Source organism: Streptomyces sp. SDT5-1 (genome assembly GCF_052245995.1).
Taxonomy (GTDB): Bacteria; Actinomycetota; Actinomycetes; order Streptomycetales; family Streptomycetaceae; genus Streptomyces.
Genome location: NZ_CM125963.1, coordinates 3,252,259 through 3,268,590, shown reverse-complemented (window position 1 = coordinate 3,268,590; position 16,332 = coordinate 3,252,259). Strand labels below are relative to the sequence as shown.

Here is a 16,332-nt window from a genome sequence, read left to right as displayed (position 1 = left end):
TAACTGTTCAGCCGCCTACGATCCTCGCACGCGGCTCCGACACCGGACATCGGGGAATGGACCGGGCGCGGGCCGTGTTGCCGCAGCCGAGACCACCCGGTGAACCTTGAGGAGAACCATGTCCGAGAAGACCCCCGTCGACTTCTGGTTCGACCCCCTGTGCCCCTGGGCCTGGATGACCTCGCGGTGGGTCCTGGAGGTGGAGAAGGTCCGCGACATCAAGGTCCGCTGGCACCTGATGAGCCTCGCGGTGCTCAACGAGCCGCGCCTGGACGAGCTGCCGGAGGAGTACCAGGAGATGATGCGGACGCAGGCATGGGGCCCTGTCCGTGTCGTCATCGCGGCGCAGCAGGAGCACGGCGCGGAGATCCTCGGCGACCTCTACACGGCGCTCGGCACCCGCATCCACAACCGCGGCGAGGGCCCCACGAAGGAGGCCGTCGCGGGCGCCCTCGAAGAGGTCGGGCTTCCGGCGTCCCTGATGGACCACTGGGACGGCACGAAGTACGAGGAGGAGCTCCGCGCCTCCCACAAGGAGGGCATCGACCTGGTCGGCCAGGACGTCGGCACGCCGGTCATCGCGGTGCCGGGCGCCGACGGCGACCAGATCGCGTTCTTCGGCCCCGTCGTCACCCCGGCGCCCAAGGGCGAGGAGGCGGCCAAGCTCTGGGACGGCACGCTCCTCGTCGCCTCGGTCCCGGGCTTCTACGAAATCAAGCGCACGCGCACGGTGGGCCCGATCTTCGACTAGTTCTCCTCCGGAGGAGGCAGGGTGTAGGTCCTGGTCGCCTGCCAGCGGTGCCGCAGGGTGCGGCAGTCCTTCTTGGTGCACTTCCAGTACGTGTGGCTCTCCGCACTCGTCAGCCCCGGCTCCTGGGTGCGCAGCCACTCCTCCTGGGTCTTCGTGAGGTGCACGTGCTCCTCGTAGGAGCCGCACCCGGCGCAGTTCAGGTTCTGCGTGAACGCCATTCCCCTACGTTCCCCCGGAACCACTCACACCGACAGGCCCCCGCGAGTCACATCCTCGCGGGGGCCCGTCCTTTTCTGTCGCCCGCCGTGCGTGAACGGTGAGAAGACGATCACGAGGCGGGACGCATCACGGCGCCAGCAGCAGGTTGTACGCCCGCTCCTTCGCGGCGGCGTACCGCTTGGCCACGTCCTGCCAGTTGACGACCCGCCACATCGCCTCGATGAAGTCCACCTTCTGGTTCTTGTACTGAAGGTAGAACGCGTGCTCCCACGCGTCGAAGACGAGGATCGGGGTCGAGCCCTGTCCGACGTTGCCCTGGTGGTCGTAGACCTGCTCGACGATCAGCCGCCCGCTCACCGGCTCGTACGCGAGGACGCCCCAGCCGGAGCCCTGCGTGGTGGCGGCCGCCTTCGTCATCTGGGCCTTGAAGCCGGCGAAGGAGCCGAAGGACTCCTTGAGCGCGTCCGCGAGGTCGCCCACGCCGTCCGCCGCGAGCGGCTCGCCACCGCCGTCGCCGGTCATGTTGTGCCAGTAGATGCTGTGCAGGATGTGGCCGGAGAGGTGGAAGGCGAGGTTCTTCTCCAGGCCGTTGATGGAGCCCCACTGTTCCTTGTCGCGGGCTTCGGCCAGCTGCTCGAGGGTGTCGTTCGCGCCCTTCACGTACGCCGCGTGGTGCTTGTCGTGGTGGAGCTCGATGATCTGCGGATTGATCACCGGCTCGAGCGCCGCGTAGTCGTACGGAAGCTCAGGAAGCGTGTACGTGGCCATGTCTCTCCGTGCCCTCCGACTGCTTATTGCAACTCTATTGCAAGTGCAGGCTAACAGCAGCAGGGCTGGGCGCAACGAAAGGGCCCCCGGACCAAGTGGTCCGGGGGCCCTTCGTGTTGAACGTCGAATCGGGTGCGGCTACTTCTTCTCGGCCAGCTTCTGCCGCGCGTAGCCGACGGCCGCGAGGATGACCGCGAGGCCGCCCGAGAAGTACAGCTGGATCCGCGTGTCGTGCTCGCGGGCCATCAGGACGAAGACGGCGACCATGCCGAGCAGCGCCAGGATCGTGAGGTAGGGGTAGGCCCACATCTTCACGACGAGCTTCTCCGGCGCCTCGCGCTCCAGCTTGCGGCGCAGCACCAGCTGGGAGACGGCGATGAAGAACCAGACGACGAGGATGATCGCGCCGATGGTGTTGAGCAGCCAGGCGAACACGTCGTCCGGGCGCCAGTAGCTGAGCAGCACGCAGACGAAGCCGAAGACGGCCGACATCAGGACGGCGACGCGCGGCACGCCGTTGCTGACCTTGCCGATGACCTTCGGGCCCATGCCGCGGGCGACCAGCGAAGAGGCCATGCGCGACGCGCCGTAGATGTTGGCGTTCATGGCGGACAGCAGGGCGACGAGGATGACCACGTTCATGATCTGTCCCGCCGCGGGCACGCCCAGGTGGTCGAGCGTGGCGACGTAGGGGCCCTTGGTCGGGATCTCCTTCGCCGTCCACGGCAGGAGGACCACGACGACCGCCATGGAGCCGACGTAGAAGAGCGCGATGCGCCACATCGCGGTGCGGACGGCCTTCGCGACGCCCTGCACCGGGTGCTCGGACTCGGCGGCGGCGATCGTCACCGTCTCCAGGCCGCCGTACGCGAAGACCGAGGCGAGGAGACCGACGATCAACCCCTCCGTGCCGTTCGGCAGGAAGCCGCCGTGGCCGGTGAGGTTGGACATGCCGGGGGCGTCGACGTCGGGCAGCACACCGAGGATCGCCAGGACGCCGATGACCAGGAAGAGCACGATCGCGCCGACCTTGAGGGCGGCGAACCAGAACTCGAACTCACCGAAGTTCTTCACGGCCGACAGGTTCGTGACGGTGAACAGCAGCATGAAGAGCGCCACCCAGGCCCACTCCGGGACCCCCGGCACCCAGCCGTGCACGATGCCCGCCGCACCGATGCCCTCCAGGCCGACGGCCACGCAGAGCAGGAACCAGAACGACCAGCCGGCCGTGAAGCCCGCCCACGGCCCGATGCCGCGCTCGGCGTGCACGGAGAAGGAGCCCGAGGCCGGGTACGCGGCGGCCATCTCGCCCAGCATGCGCATCACGAGCATGACGAGCGCGCCGGATATCGCGTAGGCGAGGATGATCGACGGGCCGGCCGCGGCGATCGCGGTGCCCGAGCCCACGAAGAGGCCGGCGCCGATCACGCCGCCGAGCGCGATCATGGAAAGATGGCGCTGCTTGAGGCCGTGCGACAGCGTCGGCTCGGCCGGCTCCTGCCCCTCCGGCCGCGCGTCCGCACTCTCTGCTGTGGACTGCGCTGAGTTCCCAGACATGGGTGTGCCCTGTTCAGTAGCGGTGACGGTCCTGGCGTAAACGGTGCGTAAAACTGCCACAGTGTCAGCGCTCGGCCCGCTCACAGGGAATAGGTTTCCGGAATACGGACACGACGCTCACACGCGGCGACGATCATGTCGACGTACGGTGAACGCGTGGCCACGATTCAGGCACGCCGTGCGCGCAACTCCCGTACGCCCGCGACCGCGAGGACGAGCAGCGTCGCCCCGGTCGACCACAGCAGCTGCGGGCGCGCCGTGTCGTCGGTCAGCATCAGGCCGAAGACCGCGACCATCGCGGCGATCGCCGCCCACGTCAGCCAGGGGAACGCCCACATCCGCAGCACGAGCCGCTCCGGGGCCTCCTGCTCGATCCGCCGCCGCAGCCGCAGTTGGGACACGGCGATCAGCGCCCACACGAACAGCAGCACCGCGCCGACCGAGTTGAGCATGTAGAGGAAGATCGTGTCCGGCCACTCCAGGTTGAGCAGCACGGAGACGAACCCGAAGGCCACCGAGGCGAGCACCGCGCGCCGCGGCACCCCGCCCCCGCTCACCTTGAGCAGCGGCTTCGGCGCCTCCGCGCGCTCGGCGAGCGAGAAGATCATGCGGGACGAGCCGTAGAGGTTCGCGTTCAGCGCCGAGAGCAGGGCCACGAATACCACGATGTTCATGATCTGCGCCGCCGACGGCACCCCGATCGAGTCGAGCACCGTGACGTACGGGCTGATGCCGGCCTTCTGCTCCGTCCAGGGCAGCACGGTCACGATGACGAGCATCGACCCGACGTAGAAGAACAGGATCCGGTACACCGCGCTGCGCACCGCGCGGGCCACCGAGCGCGCCGGGTCCTCCGACTCGGCGGCGGCGATCGTGACGACCTCCAGGCCGCCGAACGCGAAGACGACCGCGAGCACCCCGGAGATCACGCCCTCCCAGCCGTGCGGCAGGAACCCGCCGTCGCCGGTCAGATGCGTGAGGCCGACCGGGTCCGTGTCGGGCAGCACCCCGAAGATCGCCAGCAGCCCGAGCACCAGGAACGCGACGATCGCGAAGACCTTCAGAGCGGCGAACCAGAACTCGAACTCGCCGAAGTTCTTCACCGCCGAGAGGTTGGTGACGGTGAACACGACCATGAAGAGCAGCACCCACGCCCACTGCGGGATGCCCGGCACCCAGCCGTTCGCGATCTGCGCCGCGCCCGTCGCCTCGACCGCGAGCACCACCACGAGCATGAACCAGTAGAGCCAGCCGACGCTGAACCCCGCCCACTTGCCGAGCGCGCGCTCCGCGTGCACCGAGAACGAGCCGGACGCGGGCATCGCCGCCGACATCTCGCCGAGCATCCGCATCACGCACATCGCGAGCGCGCCCGCGATCAGGTAGGAGAGGACGATGCCGGGGCCCGCGACCGCGATGCCCGCGCCCGAACCGACGAACAGGCCCGCGCCGATGACCCCGCCGAGGCCCAGCATCGTGAGGTGGCGCTGCTTCAGCCCGGCGGAGAGCGGTTCGTCGTGCGTGGGGCTGTCGTGCATGGGGGTTCGGCCGTTCTCGGACGTGCAGGGCGCGCGGGTGCGCGGTTTGGCGGGAACCTACAGTCTCCCGTTCAAGCGCCTCCGCGCGCAAAACGGACTGTCCCGCAGCCTCTCCCAGTGACGAGCATCACCTTGTACGAGGTGTACGCGCCGTTGTTTGTTCGGAGCCCACCAACACGGCGCGGGCCCCTTTGTCGACCGGCGACCGTGATCGTCCCGACATCCCTGGGATAGCGTCACACAGTCCCGCCCTGCCCGACCGCAAGGTCCCTCACCGAACGCGGAGTCCCCATGAGCACCGCCGCTGTCACGTCCGCCCGTCCGGGCAAGGTCCTGGCCGACCTCCTCCCCGCCTCCCGCGCGAAGAACGTCGCGCTCGTCGTGGGCGGCGCCGCCCTCACCGGCATCGCCGCGCAGATCGCGATCCCGGTCCCGGGCTCGCCGGTGCCGGTCACCGGGCAGACCTTCGCCGCGCTGTTCGTCGGCACCGCGCTCGGCGCCCGCCGCGGCTTCCTCGCGCTCGCCGTGTACGCGGTGGCGGGCATGGCCGGTGTGCCGTGGTTCGCGGAGGGCGGCTCCGGCATGGCGTCGGCCTCGTTCGGCTACGTCATCGGCCTGATGCTCGCCTCGGCCGCCGTCGGCGCGCTCGCCCGCCGCGGCGCCGACCGCTCGGTCCTGCGCACGGCCGGAACGTTCCTCCTCGGTGAGGCGATCATCTACGCCGTCGGCGTCCCGTACCTCGCCCTGTCCACCGGCATGGGCCTCACCGCCGCGATCGCCGCGGGCCTCACGCCGTTCCTCATCGGCGACGTGCTGAAGGCGGCCCTGGCGATGGGCGCGCTGCCCACCGCCTGGAAGCTCGCCGACAAGTAAGCCGCTAGCGCGCCTCGGAGCCGGTGCGGCGGGTCCACCACAGGCCCGCCCCGCCGGCCGCGAGCAGCGCGGCCCCGACCGCGCCGAGCGGCAGCAGGCCGTCACCGGGACCGGTCGACGGCAGATTCCCGTTCCTCTCGTCGCCTTCCTTGCCGCCCTTGTCTCCTGCAGGGGCGGCCGGTTTGTTCTCGGTGCCGAGCAGCAGCGGGGTGACCGGCGCGTTCGGCGAGGGACTCGTCGTGCCGAACGGCACCGGGCCCTGCTGCCAGAACGTCTTCTTCGTGTCGCCGCTCTGCACCGGCAGACAGATCTTCCCGGTCTTTTCGAGATCGAATGTCGCGGCGACCTTGTACGACTTCGACTTCCCCGCCGCGAGATCGTCGATGGCGCAGGAGAATCCGCTGTTGGAACCCTTCGGCAGCTTGTTCTCCGGTATCGCGGTGCAGCCCGGCACGTCCTTCACCACGAGCCCGTCGAATCCCACGACCGCCAGGAATATCGGGCCGCTTCCCTTGCTTCCCTGATTTTCGACGCCCGCGACCAGATTCTCGGTCTCGCCCGTCGAGTTGTCCGCCGAGATCTTCTCCGGCAGCGTCGTCCTCAGCTTCACGCCCGACGGCGCCGCGTCCACCGCCTTTCCGCCCTCACCGCTGCCCGGACCAGGCGTGTCGTCCGCGACCGCGGCTCCCGGCACCACCATGAACGCGGTCACCGCCGCCGCGCAGGCCGCCCCGGCGTATTTCGCCCGACGTCGTGAAGTGGTCATCGTCGTCCCCCCAGATCTTTCCGTTTCCCCCAACGGTCGCCGAATTCGCGACACTTGAAGAGGTACCACAAGATTTCGCCGCACTATGCTGAGGCGGCGGGAAGTGCCGACTTTGTGTTTCTCTGCGTGTCGGGGGTGCGGTCGATTGGCTGGAAACGCGAGCGGAGGCGTTCAGGGATTACTGGTGGCGTCCCGCTACCGCCTGGACGCATCCATAGGCGAGGGCGGAATGGGGCGCGTGTGGCGCGCGGTGGACGAAATGCTCGACCGTCGTGTCGCCGTCAAGGAAATGCGCATCGAGGGGCTCGACCCTGAGGACGCCCGCACCCGCCGCGAGCGCACGCTGCGCGAGGCCCGCGCGACCGCCCGCATCGACCATCCGGGCGTGGTCCGCGTCTACGACGTCGTCGACGAGGGCGAGCGCCTGTGGATCGTGATGGAACTGGTCCAGGGACGCTCCCTGGAACAGCTCCTCGTCGAGGACGGACCGTTGCCCGCCGCCGAGGTCGGGCGGATCGGCCTGAGCCTCGCGGAGGCGCTGCGCGAGGTGCACGCGGGCGGCGTGCTGCACCGCGACATCAAGCCCGGAAACGTCCTGCTGGAGAACGTCGGGCAGCGCCGGGTCATGCTCACCGACTTCGGCATCGCCGCGATCCAGGACGCCAAGGCGCTCACCATGGTCGGGATGCTGGTCGGCTCGCCCGACTACATGGCGCCCGAGCGGGTCGCGGGCCGCCCGCAGGGCCCGCCGTCCGACCTCTGGTCCCTCGGGGCGACGCTCTGCGCGGCGCTCGGCGGCACGTCGCCGTTCAGCCGGGAGACGACCCTGGCGACCCTGCACGCCGTCCTGTACGAGGAACCGCGGCTGCCGCCCGAGGCGGGCCCGCTCGCCCCGCTCCTCGCGGGGCTCCTGGCGAAGGAACCGGGGGACCGCCCCGACGTGGCCGCGGTGACCCGCGCCCTGACCCCGGCCGCGCCCCAACAGCACCCGGAGGCGCCGCGCCCCGAGACCCGCACGCTGGACATCGGCCTGCGCCGCCCCGAGCCCGCGCCCGACCCCGAGCAGGTGCCCGAGCCCGTGCGCGGGCACCGGCGCAGGACCACACTCGTCGCGACCGGGGGAGCGCTGGCCGCGGCGCTCGCCGTGACCCTCGCCCTCACGCTGCCGGACGGCGACCCGCGCGCGGGCGGCCCGACCCCGACGACGTCCCGCCCGCCCACGGTCGAGGGCACGTCCCGGCCGCCCACCGCGACCCTCCCCGCAGGCGCGCGCCGTGAGGCGGGGTACGCGTGGGTGCCGCCGAAGGGCTGGGAGCGGGTGGTGAAGACGGCGTCCGAGGTGCACTACACCTCGCCGGACGGCACCCAGGAGCTCGTCGCCCAGTCGGCCCTCGCGAAGGACGACCTCCTGGCGACCTGGCGGACCTCGGAACGCGCCGCACACCAGGGCCGGGACTACCGGAAGCTCCGCCTGGCCCGCACCACGTTCCGCGGTCGCCCCGCGGTGGTCTGGGAGTACCTCTTCACCCTCGAGGGCGACCGTTGGCACGCCGAACTCCTCGGCTTCGACCGCGGCAGCCGCTCGTACCAGATCGGTACGTGGTACCGCCCGCAGGCGGGGCCCCAGGCTCGTAGGACGTACGAGCGGGTGAAGTCGACGTTCACCGAACTGGGCCCCGCCGGCGGGTGAGGCGGTCAGGCCTTCTGCCGCTGCACCCGCTCGCGTACGAGCGCGAACGCGACGACGAAGACCGCGACGAGCAGGGAGAGCAGCACCTGCTCGCGCCCGGCGTCGTCCGTCAGCATGTAGACCAGCACGAACGAGATCGCCGCGATCGTGGCCCACGTCAGATACGGGAACAGCCACATCTTCACGACGAGCTTCTCCGGCTGCTCGCGCAGGATCATGCCGCGCATCTTCAGCTGCGTGAAGCAGATGACGAGCCACACGAACAGCGCGACCGCTCCGGAGGAGTTCAGCAGGAAGTTGAAGACGGTGTCCGGCCACTGGTAGTTGAACCACACGGCGAGGAACCCGAACACGACGGACCCGAGGATCGCGGCCCGCGGCACACCGCGCGACGTGGTCCTCGCGAACGCCTTCGGCGCGTCGCCGCGCTGGCCGAGCGAGAACGCCATGCGGGACGCGGTGTAGAGCCCCGAGTTCAGGCAGGACAGCACGGCGGTGAGCACGATGACGTCCATGACCTGCCCGGCGTGCGGGATGCCGATGGAGTTGAGGGCGGCGACGTACGAGCCCTCGTCGACGATCGACTTGTCGTTCCACGGCAGCAGGGTCAGCACCACGAAGATGGAGCCCAGGTAGAAGATGCCGATGCGCCAGATCACGGAGTTCGTGGCCTTGGTGACGGCCTTCTGCGGGTCCTCCGACTCACCGGCGGCGAGCGTGACGATCTCGGAGCCCATGAACGAGAAGACGACCATCAGCACACCGGTGAGGATCGCGCCGGGGCCCTTGGGGAAGAAGCCCCCCGCATCGGTCAGATGCCCGAGCCCGTTGCCCGGATTGTCCGAACCCGGCAGCACGCCGAACACGGCGAGCAGGCCGACGATCACGAACGCCGCGATGGCGACGACCTTGATCCCGGCGAACCAGAACTCGAACTCGCCGTACGAGCCGACGGCCGCCAGGTTCACGGCCGTGAGCACGACCATCACGATCAGGGCCCAGCCCCACTGCGGCACGCCCGGTATCCAGCCGTTCAGGATCTTCGCGCCCGCGGTCGCCTCGACGGCGAGCACCACGACCCAGAAGAACCAGTAGAGCCAGCCGATGGAGAAGCCGGCCCAGCGGCCGAGCGCCTGGTCGGCGTAGGCCGAGAAGGAGCCGGACGAGGGTCGCGCGGCGGCCATCTCACCGAGCATCCGCATCACGAGGACGACCATCGCGCCGACGAGGGCGTACGAGATGAGGATGGCGGGGCCCGCGGCCGCGATGCCGGAGCCGGAGCCGACGAACAGACCGGCGCCGATGACTCCGCCGATGGCGATCATCGACAGGTGCCGGTTCTTCAGCCCTGCCTTCAGCTCGCCGTCGCCGTTGGGCGGCGGGGTCTCGGAGGTGGCCCCGGTGGTGGGGGGCGACTGAGTGGTCATGCGCACGGGTCCTTACGTTTGCTGTAAACGTGCGTTCGCATTCAACGCATCGAGGGCCCCGAGTGGAAGATCTGAGTCCGGATTGTTGTCTTGGACACGACGCACCAGTACGGGGGCCTGTCGGGCACCCGGAGGCGGCTACCCGGCACGGGGCGTGCCACACTCGGACTCATGCGCGTGTACCTCGGCTCGGATCATGCCGGCTACGAACTCAAGAACCACCTGGTCGAATGGCTCAAGGCCCACGGCCACGAGCCCGTCGACTGCGGGCCCCACATCTACGACGCCCAGGACGACTACCCGCCGTTCTGCCTCCGCGCCGCGGAGAAGACGGCGGCGGACCCGGACGCCCTCGGCATCGTGATCGGCGGATCCGGCAACGGCGAGCAGATCGCGGCGAACAAGGTCAAGGGTGTCCGTGCGGCCCTCGCCTGGAGCGAGCAGACCGCCGCGCTCGGCCGTGAGCACAACAACGCCAACGTGATCTCCATCGGTGGGCGGATGCACACGCAGGAGGAGGCGACGAAGTTCGTCGAGATCTTCCTGGCGACGCCGTACTCCCAGGAGGAGCGCCACCAGCGCCGCATCGACATGCTGTCGGCCTACGAGACGTCGGGCGTGCTGCCCCCCATCCCGGCCCACCACCCGCAGCAGGACTGACACCCAGGTGTTGATTCGGCGGGGCTTGGTGCATTCAAGCCCCGCCGGCGTACGTCGACCACGGTTACCCGAGAGGAACGAACGGGCGTGCCCGAAGGCCACACCATTCATCGGCTCGCCCAGGACCATGCCGAGAGGTTCGCCGGACGCACGGCCACCGTGAGCAGCCCGCAGGGCAAGTTCTCCGACGCCGCAGCGCTCCTCACGGGTCAAGAGCTGACCCGCACCGAGGCCCACGGCAAGCACCTCTTCCTCGGCTTCGGCGCGGCCGACGACACCTGGGTCCACATCCACCTCGGCCTCTTCGGCAAGTACACGATCGGCGAGACCCCCGCCCCGCCGCCCACGGACACCGTCCGCCTCCGCCTGCTGAACGACACCCACTTCTCGGACCTCCGCGGCCCCACCACGTGCGCCCTGATCACGGACGCCGAGAAGCAGGCGATACACGACCGGCTCGGCCCCGACCCGCTGCGCGCCGGCGAGGACCCGGCCAGGGCGTTCGCCCGGATCTCCCGCAGCCGCACCACCGTCGCCGCGCTCCTCATGGACCAGAAGGTGATCGCCGGCGTCGGCAACGTCTACCGCGCCGAGGTCCTCTTCCGGCACGGCATCGACCCGTACACCCCGGGCCGGAACCTCACCCCCGCCCAACTGACGGCCATCTGGGACGACCTGGTGGCGCTCATGCACGACGGCGTCCGCGCCAACCGCATCGACACCGTCCGCCCCGAGCACACCCCCGAGGCGATGAACCGCCCGCCCCGCGTCGACGACCACGGCGGCGAGGTCTACGTGTACCGGCGCGCGCCCCAGCCCTGCCACCTGTGCGGCACCGAGATCCGCACGGCGGAGCTGGCGGCCCGGAACCTCTTCTGGTGCCCGACCTGCCAGCCCACCGGCACGTACTGAGCCGAGACGGCTAGAACCCGTGCGGCAGCCACGGCGCGACCGGTGAGCCGAACGCCACCGACGCCTCCGTGAGCGCCCCGGGCCGCAGCTCCCGCACCCGCCCTGCCCCCGCCAGCTCCAGCAGCGACGTGTCACCGAGGTAGGCCGCGCCCAACTCCCGTACGGACAGCGCGAGATCGGCCGGCTCGTCGGTGCGCTTGCAGGACGCGCCGCCCTTCGCGTCGCCCGTGAGCCGCCAACGCCCCTCGTTCCAGGGGCAGAACGCGTCCCGCACCTCGAACACGACGTCCACGGGCGCCAGATACGTCCGCGCCTCCAGCGCCTGGCCCACGTCCACGAGCCGTACGTGCATCGAGTCGCGCACCCGGACCTCGCACCGCCGGATGTCCGAGACCAGCGAGAACAGCGGATCGTCGACCGGCAGGTTCCCGCACTCCACCGTCTCCGTGAGGTCGATGGAGCACAGGAACCGCCACAGCGCCGCGTACGCCGCGGGCTCGACCGCGGTCACCTCCCGCACGATGACCCGGCTGTGGTCCACCCCGTGCGCGGACTCCGGCCGCACGTGGAAGCGCACGAACCCGACCGTCTCCCCGGCGCGCTCCGCCACCACGCACTGCAGCGGCGAGGCCCCGCCCCGCTCCTTCTCCGGGTCGAGCAGCGGCAGCCGCTCCCAGCCGGGCAGCCGCGCGAGCATCCCGGGCCGCGTGCCCACGGTCCGCAGATACACGGCCTCGCAGCGCTCCGCGGCCTCCGCCACCGCCAGGTACCGCAGCCGCACCTCGTCGGCCTCCGGGGGTGCGTCGATCCGCACCGCGCGCGAGTCGACGGCCACGGTCGCCTTGCGGGTTCCGATGCCGTACCCGAACCGGCCGTAGATCGCCGGCTCGGACGCCGTGAGCACCGCGAGGGGCTCGCCCCAGCCGCGTACGTCGTCGAGTTGACGGCGCATCATGGCGGTCAGGAGGCCCCGCCTGCGGTGCGTCGCGGCGACGCTGACCATGGTCACGCCGGCCGCGGCGACGAACGCCCCGCCGGGCACCGCGACGCGGAACGGGAAGGCGCCCGCCGTGCCCACGCACTCGTCGCCGTCCCAGACGCCGATCGAGCGGTCGACGGAGGTCAGCTCCCGGTACAGGCCCCGCTCCTCCGGCGCCTCGGCGATCCCTCCGAAGGCCCGCTCCAGCTTCCCGTACCAGTCGTCCCACTCGCTGTCCCGCAAGATGCGCAGATCGGTTCCCATGTGCCCATCCCTACCAGGGCGGGCACCGGCGGGCGAGGGAATTTGCCGGGCGTACCGGTGCTGACGGACGTGCCCGGAAAGGGGGACAAGTGGGACCTCCCGTGCACAGCCCCGGACCCGGTGGATAAGGTCCACGAACAATGGCGGTACGACGAGAGCGGCGCGGGCGCGGACAGCGCGCGGAGGCCGATACGTTCCCGGCCCGGTTGAGGATGCGTGTCCACCGGGTCCGCACTGCCGTGCGCAAATCCGGGGTGGACTACTTCCGCGGGGACGGCTCGGACTGGATCGCGCTCGTCGGCCTGCTCATCACCGTCCCGGTGATCGCCGCGGCCACCATCCTGAACCCGGTCTGGTGCGCGCCCGCCGTCCTCGTCCTGCCGATCGTCGCGGGCGGACTGCTGCTGCGCCCGGCGAGCCTCCTCGGCCTGTACGCGGCGGCCGCCGCGGCGCTGATCGTCGAGTCGTTCCAGCTCGGCCCGTACACGCAGCGCGCGGCCGGGGTCACGCCCGGCACCGTGCTCACGGTCGCGGCCTGCGGGTTCTTCGGCCTGCTCATCGCCCAGTTCCGCAGCCGCGTCGGCGTGCCCTGGCGGCGCGGCGGAACGATGCTCTTCGACCTGCGCGAGCGGATCCGCACCCAGTCGCGGCTGCCCAAGCTGCCGCAGGGCTGGCACCGCGAGATGGCGCTGCGCCCCGCGGGCGGCCAGTCCTTCTCGGGCGACTTCGTGGTCGCGGCCCGTACGAACAACGGCCGCACGCTTGAGGTCGTCCTCACGGACGTGTCGGGCAAGGGCATGGACGCGGCCTCGCGGGCGCTGCTGCTGGCCGGCGCGTTCAGCGGGCTGCTCGGCTCGCTGCCGCCGCACGCGTTCCTGCCCGCGGCCAACGGCTATCTGCTCCGCCAGGACTGGGACGAGGGCTTCGCGACCTCCATCCACCTCGTCCTCGACCTGGAGTCGGGGGACTACGAGCTGTACTCCGCGGGCCACCCGCCGGGCCTCCAGCTCAGCGCGGGCACCGGCCGCTGGGAGGAGAAGGCCGCCGAGGGCCCGCTGCTCGGCGTCTACGACGGCGCCGAGTTCGACGCCACGAAGGGGACGCTGCGCCCCGGCGACGTCCTGATGCTGTTCACGGACGGCCTCGTCGAGACGTCCGACCGGGACATCAGCGAGGGCATCGACCGCCTCACCGGGGAAGCCGACCGGTATGTCACCGGCGGCTTCCACGGCGCGGCCTGGCACCTCATCGAGGCGGTCGCCAAGGACGTCAACGACGACCGGGCGCTGCTCCTGATCTGCCGGGACGCCTGAGCGGCGGTCACACCCCGGCGCCAACCTTCGGTTCGTCGAGCACCGGCGCCCTCTCCTTGAGCGGCAGGATCCGGGCCAGCCACTCGGACCGGCCGGCGGCCAGCGGCCCGAGGACCGCGAGCAGCAGCACGTACCCCGCGATGAACGGGGAGAGCCGGTCGTCGAGGCCGGCGCCCGCGGCCATCGTCGCGAGGATCAGCGCGAACTCGCCGCGGGCGAGCAGCGTGGTGGAGATGTTCGCCGCGGGCCCCGCCCCGAAGCCGTAGATCTTCGCCCCGCCGATGCCGGCGAGGACGTTCATGACGAGCGTCAGCGCGACGGCGGCGAGCACCGGCCACAGCACGGTCGGCAGGTCGCCGGGGTCGATGGAGAGCCCGAACGCGAAGAAGAAGATCGCGCCGAACGCGTCCCGCAGCGGGTGCACCAGGGTGCGGATCCGGTCGCCGGACGCGGTCGAGCCGAGCATCAGGCCGACCATGAACGCGCCGATGGCGTCGGCGACCCCGAACCACTCGGAGACCCCGGCCACGAACACGGCGACACCGAGGAAGGAGATGACGAGCAGCTCGTCGTCCTTGGTGTTGAAGAGCTTGCCGACGATCCGCGTGCCGTACCGCGCGGCGAGCGCGAGCAGCAGCAGGAAGCCGAAGGCCTTGCCGCCGTCGAGCACGGCCGCCGACAGCGAGTCCGCGCCGGACAGGATCGGCTGGAGCGCGGCCAGATACAGGGCGAGGAAGATGTCCTCGACCACGATGATGCCGAGGATCGGCTTCGTCTCGGGGTTGCCGAGCCTGCCGGTGTCCACGAGGACCTTGGTGACGATCGCGGACGACGAGATGCCGAGCACCCCGGCGAGGACCAGAGCCTCGGATGTGCCCCAGCCGAGGGCGAATCCGAAACCGAGGCCGGCGCCGACGTTCAGCGCGAGGTACGTCCCTCCGGCGACGGCCATCTTGCGGCCGCCGGTCTTCAGGTCGTCCATGTGGAACTCGAGGCCGAGATAGAAGAGCAGCAGGACGAGTCCGAGCGCGGAGAGCATCTCCAGGTCGTGCGGGTCGGAGAGCAGCACGACGCCCGGTGTGTGCGGGCCGAGGAGTATCCCGGCCAGGATGAACAGGGGAATGGTGGGGAGTCCTATGCGCCCGCCCAGGCGAGCGAGGACGGCGGCGGCCAGAAAGGCGCCGCCCATGGCGATCAAGGTGTCTGCGTGTCCGATGGGCCCGTTCCTCCTTGGTCAAGAGAACGTCAAGAAAGCGTCAATACTTAGCTTACCAAACGACCTGGGCCCAAAGTCCCGAGCGCGTGCGGGGGCGGCGTGAGAGGCTCTGCGGCATGCTCACGCTGACTGAGGTGGAGGCCATGGCGCGCCGGGCCCACGAAGGGCAGAAGGACAAGGCGGGCCGCCCGTACGCGGAGCATCTGGCGGCCGTCGCCGAAGGGGTGCGGGCCAGGGGAGGCGACGAGGCGCAGATCGCCGCGGCATGGCTGCACGACGCCATCGAGGACGACGCGCTGACGGAGGAGTGGCTGACCGCGGCCGACCTCCCGGACCGGACCAAGGCGGTCGTACGGGCGCTGACCAAGCGCGAGGGCGAGCCCCCTGAGGCGTACGCGCGACGCATCCTCGACACCCCCGGCGCCCGCCTGGTCAAGGAGTCGGACCTGGCCCACAACGCGGATCCGGGCCGGCTCGCCGTGCTCGACGAGGCGACCCGGAACCGGCTGACGCGGAAGTACGCGACGATGCGCGCGCTGTTGGGGATCGGCTGACCCTTTTTACGGCCGTCAAAGGCCTACTTCACGGCCATATGAGGGCCTACGGCAGGATCGAGTCCACGTAACCGCCGTCCACCCGCAGCGCGCCGCCCGTCGTGGCGCTCGACAGGTCGGAGGCGAGATAGACCGCCATGTTGGCGATCTCCTCGGGCTCGATGAGCCGCTGGAGCAGGGACTGCGGCCGGTGTTCGCGCATGAAGGCCCGCTGCGCCTCGTCCCACGGCAGATCGCGGTCCACGAGTTCGTACACGAAGTCCTCGACGCCGCCCGTGTGAGTGGGGCCCGCGATGACGGAGTTGACGGTCACGCCGCTGCCGGCCGCCTGCTTGGCGAAGCCGCGGGTCACCGAGAGCAGGGCCGTCTTGGACATGCCGTAGTGGATCATCTCGGCGGGGATCACGACGGCCGAGTCGCTCGCGATGTTCTGGATCCGGCCCCAGCCGCGCGCGGTCATGCCGGGCAGATAGTGGCGGATCAGGCGGACCGCCGACAGCACGTTCACCTCGAAGTAGCGGCGCCACTCGTCGTCGGTGATCTCCAGCGGGTCGGCAGAGCCGAAGATGCCCAGGTTGTTGACGAGGATGTCGACCTGGGGGAGTGCGGCGGCGGCGTCCCGCAGCCCGGCGTCGGTGGTGACGTCGGCGGCCACCGGCACCAGGTCCGCGTCCGGCACGTCGGCCTTGATGCGGGCCACGGCCTCGTCGACGCGCTCGCGGGTCCTGCCGTTGACGCCGACGCGGGCACCGGCCCGGGCGAGGCCCGTGGCGATGGCGGCGCCGATGCCCTGGGTGGACCCGGTGACCAGGGCGGTGCGCCCGTTGAGATCGATCTGCAAGGTC

At 70.6% G+C, this 16,332-nt stretch carries 16 protein-coding genes; 7 read left to right on the top strand and 9 right to left on the bottom strand.

Annotated elements, in window-relative coordinates; genetic code table 11:
• The first annotated feature begins 118 nt into the window (after nucleotides 1–118).
• Nucleotides 119–751, top strand: coding sequence for a mycothiol-dependent nitroreductase Rv2466c family protein (locus tag ACTWJ8_RS15245; protein WP_443264092.1), 633 nt, complete (start codon nucleotides 119–121; stop codon nucleotides 749–751).
• Here ACTWJ8_RS15245 and ACTWJ8_RS15240 read toward each other — a convergent pair.
• The 4 genes from ACTWJ8_RS15240 to ACTWJ8_RS15225 all read right to left on the bottom strand — a co-directional run bounded on the left by ACTWJ8_RS15240 (nucleotide 748) and on the right by ACTWJ8_RS15225 (nucleotide 4,833).
• On the bottom strand, nucleotides 748–969 hold the full coding sequence (locus ACTWJ8_RS15240) for a hypothetical protein (protein WP_356376851.1): 222 nt from the start codon (nucleotides 967–969) through the stop codon (nucleotides 748–750). The two genes, ACTWJ8_RS15245 and ACTWJ8_RS15240, sit on opposite strands and share 4 nt — an antisense overlap.
• 127 nt (nucleotides 970–1,096) lie before the next feature.
• Entirely contained in the window at nucleotides 1,097–1,738 is a 642-nt protein-coding gene (locus ACTWJ8_RS15235; protein WP_443264091.1) for a superoxide dismutase, read from the bottom strand.
• Nucleotides 1,739–1,876: 138 nt separating this feature from the next.
• Nucleotides 1,877–3,295, bottom strand: coding sequence for an amino acid permease (locus tag ACTWJ8_RS15230; RefSeq protein WP_356376857.1), 1,419 nt, complete (start codon nucleotides 3,293–3,295; stop codon nucleotides 1,877–1,879).
• A gap of 167 nt (nucleotides 3,296–3,462) precedes the next feature.
• Nucleotides 3,463–4,833, bottom strand: a complete 1,371-nt coding sequence (locus ACTWJ8_RS15225) for an amino acid permease (protein ID WP_443264090.1) — start codon at nucleotides 4,831–4,833, stop codon at nucleotides 3,463–3,465.
• A gap of 291 nt (nucleotides 4,834–5,124) precedes the next feature.
• Here ACTWJ8_RS15225 and ACTWJ8_RS15220 point away from each other — a divergent pair, with 291 nt between their 5' ends.
• Nucleotides 5,125–5,706: a biotin transporter BioY gene (locus ACTWJ8_RS15220; RefSeq protein ID WP_443264089.1), complete on the top strand. Its 582-nt coding sequence runs from the start codon at nucleotides 5,125–5,127 to the stop codon at nucleotides 5,704–5,706.
• 4 nt (nucleotides 5,707–5,710) lie between these two features.
• Here ACTWJ8_RS15220 and ACTWJ8_RS15215 read toward each other — a convergent pair whose 3' ends face one another.
• Entirely contained in the window at nucleotides 5,711–6,472 is a 762-nt protein-coding gene (locus tag ACTWJ8_RS15215) for an LPXTG cell wall anchor domain-containing protein (RefSeq protein WP_356376865.1), read from the bottom strand.
• A 181-nt stretch (nucleotides 6,473–6,653) separates the two neighbouring features.
• Between ACTWJ8_RS15215 and ACTWJ8_RS15210 the strand changes: the two genes are divergently transcribed.
• Nucleotides 6,654–8,162: a serine/threonine-protein kinase gene (locus ACTWJ8_RS15210; protein WP_443264897.1), complete on the top strand. Its 1,509-nt coding sequence runs from the start codon at nucleotides 6,654–6,656 to the stop codon at nucleotides 8,160–8,162.
• A gap of 5 nt (nucleotides 8,163–8,167) precedes the next feature.
• On the opposite strand, the gene ACTWJ8_RS15205 is transcribed toward ACTWJ8_RS15210, so the two are convergent.
• Nucleotides 8,168–9,589 (bottom strand): amino acid permease, encoded by a 1,422-nt coding sequence (locus ACTWJ8_RS15205; protein ID WP_443264088.1) that lies wholly within the window; start codon nucleotides 9,587–9,589, stop codon nucleotides 8,168–8,170.
• A gap of 171 nt (nucleotides 9,590–9,760) precedes the next feature.
• Here ACTWJ8_RS15205 and ACTWJ8_RS15200 point away from each other — a divergent pair, with 171 nt between their 5' ends.
• Both ACTWJ8_RS15200 and ACTWJ8_RS15195 read left to right on the top strand, forming a co-directional pair.
• Nucleotides 9,761–10,249, top strand: a complete 489-nt coding sequence (locus tag ACTWJ8_RS15200) for a ribose-5-phosphate isomerase (RefSeq protein ID WP_356376874.1) — start codon at nucleotides 9,761–9,763, stop codon at nucleotides 10,247–10,249.
• An 87-nt stretch (nucleotides 10,250–10,336) separates the two neighbouring features.
• Nucleotides 10,337–11,161 (top strand): Fpg/Nei family DNA glycosylase, encoded by an 825-nt coding sequence (locus tag ACTWJ8_RS15195; protein ID WP_356376877.1) that lies wholly within the window; start codon nucleotides 10,337–10,339, stop codon nucleotides 11,159–11,161.
• 10 nt (nucleotides 11,162–11,171) lie between these two features.
• Here ACTWJ8_RS15195 and ACTWJ8_RS15190 read toward each other — a convergent pair whose 3' ends face one another.
• Nucleotides 11,172–12,404 (bottom strand): GNAT family N-acetyltransferase, encoded by a 1,233-nt coding sequence (locus ACTWJ8_RS15190; RefSeq protein WP_356376880.1) that lies wholly within the window; start codon nucleotides 12,402–12,404, stop codon nucleotides 11,172–11,174.
• A 140-nt stretch (nucleotides 12,405–12,544) separates the two neighbouring features.
• Between ACTWJ8_RS15190 and ACTWJ8_RS15185 the strand changes: the two genes are divergently transcribed.
• Complete coding sequence (locus tag ACTWJ8_RS15185; protein ID WP_356376883.1) at nucleotides 12,545–13,717, top strand: PP2C family protein-serine/threonine phosphatase; 1,173 nt, start codon at nucleotides 12,545–12,547, stop codon at nucleotides 13,715–13,717.
• 7 nt (nucleotides 13,718–13,724) lie between these two features.
• Here the strand turns inward: ACTWJ8_RS15185 and ACTWJ8_RS15180 are convergent, their stop codons facing one another.
• Complete coding sequence (locus tag ACTWJ8_RS15180) at nucleotides 13,725–14,906, bottom strand: cation:proton antiporter (RefSeq protein ID WP_356376886.1); 1,182 nt, start codon at nucleotides 14,904–14,906, stop codon at nucleotides 13,725–13,727.
• Nucleotides 14,907–15,049: 143 nt separating this feature from the next.
• Between ACTWJ8_RS15180 and ACTWJ8_RS15175 the strand changes: the two genes are divergently transcribed.
• Complete coding sequence (locus tag ACTWJ8_RS15175; RefSeq protein ID WP_443264087.1) at nucleotides 15,050–15,487, top strand: HD domain-containing protein; 438 nt, start codon at nucleotides 15,050–15,052, stop codon at nucleotides 15,485–15,487.
• A gap of 46 nt (nucleotides 15,488–15,533) precedes the next feature.
• Here the strand turns inward: ACTWJ8_RS15175 and ACTWJ8_RS15170 are convergent, their stop codons facing one another.
• A complete protein-coding gene (locus ACTWJ8_RS15170) occupies nucleotides 15,534–16,328 on the bottom strand; it encodes an SDR family NAD(P)-dependent oxidoreductase (protein WP_443264895.1) in 795 nt (264 codons plus the stop codon).
• Nucleotides 16,329–16,332 lie beyond the last annotated feature (4 nt).